This is a genomic window from Natronoarchaeum mannanilyticum (assembly GCF_039522665.1).
In the GTDB taxonomy this organism is placed as follows: domain Archaea; phylum Halobacteriota; class Halobacteria; order Halobacteriales; family Natronoarchaeaceae; genus Natronoarchaeum; species Natronoarchaeum mannanilyticum.
Genome location: NZ_BAAADV010000001.1, coordinates 1,004,992 through 1,011,144, shown reverse-complemented (window position 1 = coordinate 1,011,144; position 6,153 = coordinate 1,004,992). Strand labels below are relative to the sequence as shown.

The 6,153-nt window shown below is 66.2% G+C and carries 7 protein-coding genes and 1 pseudogene; 1 reads left to right on the top strand and 7 read right to left on the bottom strand.

Annotated features, from left to right (window positions below; translation table 11 throughout):
• The 7 genes and pseudogenes from ABDZ81_RS05310 to ahaH form a co-directional block, all read right to left on the bottom strand.
• A pseudogene (locus tag ABDZ81_RS05310) lies at positions 1 to 223 on the bottom strand (V-type ATP synthase subunit A); the annotation flags it as partial.
• A 3-nt stretch (positions 224 to 226) separates the two neighbouring features.
• A complete protein-coding gene (locus ABDZ81_RS05305; protein ID WP_343772845.1) occupies positions 227 to 556 on the bottom strand; it encodes a V-type ATP synthase subunit F in 330 nt (109 codons plus the stop codon).
• A complete protein-coding gene (locus ABDZ81_RS05300; protein WP_343772844.1) occupies positions 553 to 1,608 on the bottom strand; it encodes a V-type ATP synthase subunit C in 1,056 nt (351 codons plus the stop codon). The genes ABDZ81_RS05305 and ABDZ81_RS05300 overlap by 4 nt, the downstream gene beginning before the upstream one ends.
• Positions 1,605 to 2,186: a V-type ATP synthase subunit E gene (locus tag ABDZ81_RS05295; protein ID WP_343772843.1), complete on the bottom strand. Its 582-nt coding sequence runs from the start codon at positions 2,184 to 2,186 to the stop codon at positions 1,605 to 1,607. Before ABDZ81_RS05295 ends, ABDZ81_RS05300 begins: the two co-directional genes overlap by 4 nt.
• Before the next feature lie 22 nt (positions 2,187 to 2,208).
• The gene (locus tag ABDZ81_RS05290) at positions 2,209 to 2,481 is read right to left on the bottom strand and encodes a hypothetical protein (protein WP_343772842.1); all 273 of its coding nucleotides are present in this window, start codon (positions 2,479 to 2,481) and stop codon (positions 2,209 to 2,211) included.
• Positions 2,482 to 2,754: 273 nt separating this feature from the next.
• Positions 2,755 to 5,037: a V-type ATP synthase subunit I gene (locus ABDZ81_RS05285; protein WP_343772841.1), complete on the bottom strand. Its 2,283-nt coding sequence runs from the start codon at positions 5,035 to 5,037 to the stop codon at positions 2,755 to 2,757.
• The gene (gene ahaH, locus ABDZ81_RS05280; protein WP_343772840.1) at positions 5,024 to 5,356 is read right to left on the bottom strand and encodes an ATP synthase archaeal subunit H; all 333 of its coding nucleotides are present in this window, start codon (positions 5,354 to 5,356) and stop codon (positions 5,024 to 5,026) included. The genes ABDZ81_RS05285 and ahaH overlap by 14 nt, the downstream gene beginning before the upstream one ends.
• 167 nt (positions 5,357 to 5,523) lie before the next feature.
• Here ahaH and ABDZ81_RS05275 point away from each other — a divergent pair, with 167 nt between their 5' ends.
• The gene (locus tag ABDZ81_RS05275) at positions 5,524 to 6,144 is read left to right on the top strand and encodes a methyltransferase domain-containing protein (protein WP_343772839.1); all 621 of its coding nucleotides are present in this window, start codon (positions 5,524 to 5,526) and stop codon (positions 6,142 to 6,144) included.
• The last annotated feature ends 9 nt before the right edge of the window (positions 6,145 to 6,153 follow it).

The following is a 6,153-nucleotide window of genomic DNA, read 5'->3' as shown; positions in this document are numbered from 1 at the left end:
TCTCGACGGGTTCGCCCGGCCCGACGCCGGACGTCTCCTCGTACACCTGAATCGTCGTGACGTTGCCTTCGATCTCGATGACCTCTCCCATCAGCCCCTCGTGACCGACGTACACGACGTCGTTCATCCGGGCGTCGAGGTCCGTCGCTGTCACGACGGGGCCGCTCACGCTGTCGATGACGCCGTCCTCGCGGACGGAGTCTGTGTCTGTTGCTTGACTCATGATTTAAGTCTCGTCTTCCTCCATCAGGTCGATACCGATCGCTCGCTTGATCTTCTCGCGCAGCCCGCCGCTGCCCGCGCCGCCACCGAGGGTGACGACGACCGGTTCCACGCTCGTCTCGACGTCCTGTCGAACGTTCCGCGAGAGGTGCTCCAGATCGTCGTCGTGCATGACGACGATGCCGACGCCCTCGTCGGTGAGGACGTTCTCGACGGCGTCGTCGAGCGCCTCTTCCTTTTCCTCGTCGGGGACGTTCTCGAACTTGCGGACGCCTGCCAGCCGGAAGCCGGTCGTGAAGTCCGGGCTGCCGACGACGGCGATCTCCTGGCTCATAGTATCACCAGTTCGTCTTCGATCTCCGATTCGTCGAGGTCGGCCTCGCGACCGCGGGCGATCGCGCGGACGTTCTCGACCTCGCGCTCCTTGGCGAGGATGTAGGACAGCACCGCGGCGATCGACACCGGGTAGACGTTCGAGAGCCGGTCGGAGTACTCCAGCAGCGCCGCCTCGAGGGCGTGCTCGAAGCCGATCAGGCTCTCGGCACCTTCGAGCTCGTCGAGCGCGACGTCAAGCTCGTCGCCGTAGTGGCTGTCGCGGATGTGCGCGACGAGCTCGTCGAAGTTGCCCACGAGTTGTCTGAGTTCCCGCTCGTCGAAGAGCGTTCCGCCCTCGATGAAGAACTCGGTCGGTTCGATGTCGGCGCCGGTGCGGGCGAGCCGCAGGGCGTTCCGGAAGTCGATCTCGGCTTCGAGGAACTCGACGTAGCGGGCGGTCGGCCCCTCTGCGTTCGGCCCGACGCTGACGTCCGACAGCAGCAGCTCGTAGAACGCGCGGTCGGCGGCGTTCTCCAGCGGGACGAGCAGCCCCTCGGCCTCGAACGCCTCGTAGGCGCCGTCGAGGGGCTCGTGGAACACGGTCCCGTCGAGCAGCTCGATGGCGTCCTCGACGCTGCCGGCCTCCGACAGTCGGTCGAGCAACCGGTCGTCGAACTCGCCGGCGCGGATGTAGTCGGCCTGAATCGCCTCGGCGTCGGCGTCGGTGTAGATGCCGCGCAGCGCCGTCTTGACGTTCCAGACGTCGAACTTCCGGAGGTAGCGCGCGATCAGGTCGTACAGCGTCCCCTCGGACCACTCCAGCAGGTCGTCGAAGTGCTTCGCGAGGTTGGCGTGGAGCGCGTACTCGATCAGGTCGACGCCGCCGTAGCGCGACCCGAGCGAGTTGATCTCGCGCTCGTACTCGCTTTCCTCCATGAATCGCGCGATCCCGCCGGGGCCCATCCGCACCAGCTTGCGGTAGTCCTCGTCGTCGAACAGCTTCTGTCGCCGGGAGCGAACGCGAGCGTTCACGTACTCCGGGTTCGAGGCACCGTGCTGGCTCGTACTCATTGTTCGAAGAGTCGCGAGCTGATCTCTCGAAGGTTGTCCTCCCAGACGTCCTCGAGCACGGAGTCGAACGTGTTGTTCACGCGCAGTCGGCTCGACTCGCTCTCGACGACGACGCCGCCGAGACAGTCGTACTCGCCGCCGTACTCGAACCCGTCGTAGTCCTCGAGGATCTCCGTCAGGAGCTCCTCGTCGTCGGCGCGACCGTAGACGACGACGTCGTCGGCGTCCTCGAACTCCGGCTCGGCGGCCTCGAGCAGCGCGCGGGTCAGCTCCTCGCGCTCGTCGCCGCTCAGCTCGGCCAGCTCCGACTCGACGGTCTCGCGGACCGACTCGAGCGTGTCGCGGCGGGCCTCGAGGCGCTTTTGCTTTGCCTCCAGCTTCGCGCTGGAGAGCTTCTGTTCGCGCTCCTGGGTGACCTGTCGCTCGGCCTCCTCCTCGGCCTCGGCGACGATCTCGTCGGCGTCGGCCTGAGCCTCGTCGACGATCTCCTCGGCGCGGGCTTCGCCCTCCTCGCGGATATCCTCCGCACGCGCGCGGGCTTCGTCTCGAATGTCCTCAACGACTGTATCCAGACTCATTGTAAGAAAGTGGGGGTGCGGTTTACGTGAAGAGCGCGACGAGCGCGAAGATCACCAGCGTCTCGGGCAGGACCGTCAGAACGATCCCGATACCCGTAGAGATGGAGTCTTCGGCGAGCGCGCCGACGGCCGCGGCGCCGATACCGCGCTCGGCGTAGCCCGCGCCGATCGCGGCGAGGCCGATGCCGATGGCGGCTGCGGCGCCCTGGCGGAGGGCGGGTGCTTCGTTGACGGTGGTGCCGTCCTGAAGGACGGTGAGGCTATCGACTAGTGCGAGTGCGATGGTTTCGAACATGATTATGTGTACCTCGTGGCTTCGGACAGTCCGTATTTCTCCCTACGGAGTTCATAAAGCTTCCCAAACGAAACGCCCGATTTCGGCGGTCTAACAGCTAAAACGGGGATTCGAGGGGTATTATACTTTCGATACGAGCCCGGATCGTGACAGGTACGATGGTCGTTCGTCGGCCAAGCCGGACGCGGCGTCGAGCACGCTCGTTCGATCCGAGGCGCGGCGTCGTCGCTGTCGAGCTGCTGCCGACCGAAAAAACGAGTCGCGTCGACGGAATCAGTCCTCGGCCGTGTACTCCCGATCGTAGCCGAACGGGTCGAACACGCGGCCGCCGCCCTCGTAGAACTTGTCGAAGAACTCGACGTACTCGAGGCGGATCCCCTGCAGGCCGGCGCTGGTCACGCCCAGCAGCAGGACGACCGCGTGGCCGAACACGAGGACGAACACGCCGAGGATCGCCGTAGCGATGCCGCCGTGGAGCAGGCCGCCGAACATGACCTCGGTGACTTCGGCGCCGTGGTAGCCGTGTTCGGCGTAATATGACGGTGCGTGGCTCGTTGCGAAGTGCCACTCGCCGTCGACGACGTACACTCCGAAGAACAGGAGATTGACGACGAACGCCATCCCCGCCTTCGCCAGAATCACTGCGCCGATCCGGAGGTACGACAGTACGTCGCCGAACACGCTGAAGCTCTCGAGGCCGCCGATGAGAACGCCCAGCAGACCGTAGTGCTTGACCTCGCCGTAGACCATCGTCAGGAAGCCGATGGCCAGCAGCGGGAGGCCGACGAACAGCCCGACTGCCTCGGGGAGACCGCTAAATCCGAGGTTAAGTGCGGTGTGTTCGCCCTGCGGGCCGAACGACGTGTACAGCATGCTGGGCTTTGCGCCTTGGAGATGCCGGCTGAACACCCACGTCCAGAGCCCGATCATCAGCGTCGCCCACGAGCCGTGTTCGAGATAGGACTCGACGACGCCGTGATCGAGGTCGTTGACGAACCCGAACACGTAGCCGATCGTCAGGTGGAGCAAGCCGAGCAGCAGGCTCGCCACCAGCCACGCCTGGCCGTAGTAGCTGAAGGCGGGCTGGAGGCCTTTGTGCAGCGGCGGGCTCCCGCTCGGGAACACGATCTCTCCCAGGAAGTGCATCCCGAAGAACTCGCCGTACAGCACGCCGAACAGCGCCGTGAAGCCGCCGGCCCACATGCCGATCGCGCCGAGGCTGCGGAACACGTCGTCCTCGAAGCGGCTGTACAGCAGGTAGCCGACTGCAATGTACAGTAGCCCGTAGCCGAGGTCGCCCAGCATGAACCCGTAGAACGCCGGGAACGTCAGCAGCAGGACGATCGTCGGGTCCAGCTCGGAGTACTTCGGCCGGTTGATCATCTCGAGCAGGAACTCGAACGGCTGGGCCGCCTTGACGTTGTCCTGGATCACCGGCGGGTCGTCGGCCATCGTGACGGCGCCGGAGGAACCGGCCGCCGACGCGGTGGCAGTTCCACCGTCAGTCGCCGCCTTGGGCGGCTCCTCTTCGTCGGCGTCGCCGGGCTCGGCCGGCGTCTCGGTCGACTCGGGCTCGCCGTGGTCGACTTCCTCGGTGTGGGCCGCGTGGCCCTCCTCGGTGTACTCCGCGCGCTCGAGCTCCTCGATCTCGACGCGGTCGCCGACGGCGTCCTCGAGCGCGGCGACCAGATCGTCGTAGCGGTCGGTCGGCACCCAGCCCTCGGCGACGAACGCGTGTTCGGTCGTCGCGAACTGCAGGGGCGCCTCGGTCTGCTGGACCTCGATGGAGAGCTTCTCCTCGGCGGCCAGCAGGAAGCCGGCGGCGTCGAGCTTGATCTCTTCGAGGTCGCCCTCGATCGAGTCGAGCTTCGACTGGAGCTTCTCCTTTCGGTGGCGCAGCTCCTCGAGGTACTCCTCGGGACTGCCCTCCGCGTCCGGCACGTCGAGGCCGGCGAAGTCGACGCCGACGAGCGCGTCGTCGAGCGTCTCGCCGTCGGCCTCGCCTTCGGGATAGACGAACGCCGCGACGACGTCACCTTCGCCCGTGAACAGCTCGAACTCGTCGACGTCCTCGGCGGCTTCGAGCGCGGCGCGAAGCTCCTCCGCGTCGCCTTCACCGACGCGAACCTCGAGCGTCTCGTAGCCCGACAGGAGATCCAAGTCGATCCCCAGGTCGGCGAAGGGCGCCATCGAACCGATCCGATCCTCGACTTCGCGCAGCTCGTCGCGCACTTCCGTGCGGCGCTCGTCGAGCTCGTTGACCTCCTCGCGGACCTCGGCGAGTTCCTCGTCGAGGGCCTCGTCCTCGACGATCCGGCTCGGGCCGGCGTCCTCCTCCTCGACGCCGAGGATGCTCTTGAGCGAGCGGACGGTGACCAGCTTCTCGGACGCCGTCTCCGATCCCTCGACGGGGTTGCCGTTGTCGAACCCGGCCCACGAGCCGTCGTAGTCGCTCAGGTGGACCAGGTTGAGGTCGTGGACGGCCTCGATGACCGGCTCCATCACAGCGCGGGAGCCCGCCACCGACACCTTGCTCATCCGCTCAGGTCTGAGCATGCACCGCCTCCGTGAACACCTCGAGGACGTGTTCGACCACCTCGTCCTCACGCTCGCTTGCGGTCTCGGCGAGCTGGTCGCGCTGTTGGCGTCCTTCTTCGAGGATCTCCTCGCGTTCCTCGGACAGTTCCTCGCGAGCCTCCGAGAGCCGCTCCTCCTTGAGCTCCTGGGCCTCGGTCTCCGCCTGCTGGCGGATCTCCTCGGCGCGGTCGCGCGCCTCGGCGATGCGGTCGTCCCGATCCGCCTCGGCCTCAGCGACGATCTCGTCGGCTTCGTCTTCGGCCTCCTGTATTCGGTCGAGAACCTCTGGCCTCGGCATGTCTATTATCAGGCGGAACTTTGCAAAGGGGCGTATAAGGTAGTTGCGAAAGGTTCCGCGCCGCGGGTCGCGCGGAACGGCGTCGGTTGGCACGGCGCGGGACGACGCCCAGTACCGGCCGATGCCAAAGGTCAGGATTATGACTCGGCAGTCCAAAACCCCGAGTAATGGGCGTTCTCGAGAACAAGCGGCGCGCACGGCTGTTCTACAAGTACCTCTCGCAGGTGTACGACCGGGTAAACCCGTTCATCTGGAACGAGGAGATGCGCGAGGAGGCGATCGGTATGCTCGACATCGAGGAGGGCGACCGGGTGCTCGACGTCGGCTGCGGCACCGGGTTCGCCACCGAGGGACTGCTGGAGCGCACCGAGAACGTCCACGGACTCGACCAGAGCGTCCACCAGATGGAGAAGGCGTGGGCCAAGCTCGGCAAGCACGACCCAGTGCAGTTCGCCCGCGGCGACGCCGAGCGGCTTCCGTACCAGACCGACAGCTTCGACGTGATCTGGTCGTCGGGCTCGATCGAGTACTGGCCCCACCCGGTGACCGCGCTGCGGGAGTTCCGCCGCGTCGTCAAGCCCGGCGGGCAGGTGCTCGTCGTCGGGCCGAACAACCCGAAGAACTCTCTCGCGCAGAAAGTCGCCGACGCGATCATGCTGTTCTACGACGACGAGGAGGCCGACCGGATGTTCTCCGAGGCGGGCTACGAGGCGATCGAACACCGACTGATGGGGCCCTCCCACAAGCCCAACATCGCGATCGTCACCGCGGCCCGCGCGCCCGAATAGCGGCGCAAC

Coding starts and splice junctions, on each gene's coding strand:
- ABDZ81_RS05295 (WP_343772843.1), bottom strand. CDS start 2,186: ATGAGTCTGGATACAGTCGTTGAGGACATTCGAGACGAAGCCCGCGCG.
- ABDZ81_RS05300 (WP_343772844.1), bottom strand. CDS start 1,608: ATGAGTACGAGCCAGCACGGTGCCTCGAACCCGGAGTACGTGAACGCT.
- ABDZ81_RS05275 (WP_343772839.1), top strand. CDS start 5,524: ATGGGCGTTCTCGAGAACAAGCGGCGCGCACGGCTGTTCTACAAGTAC.
- ABDZ81_RS05285 (WP_343772841.1), bottom strand. CDS start 5,037: ATGCTCAGACCTGAGCGGATGAGCAAGGTGTCGGTGGCGGGCTCCCGC.
- ABDZ81_RS05305 (WP_343772845.1), bottom strand. CDS start 556: ATGAGCCAGGAGATCGCCGTCGTCGGCAGCCCGGACTTCACGACCGGC.
- ahaH (WP_343772840.1), bottom strand. CDS start 5,356: ATGCCGAGGCCAGAGGTTCTCGACCGAATACAGGAGGCCGAAGACGAA.
- ABDZ81_RS05290 (WP_343772842.1), bottom strand. CDS start 2,481: ATGTTCGAAACCATCGCACTCGCACTAGTCGATAGCCTCACCGTCCTT.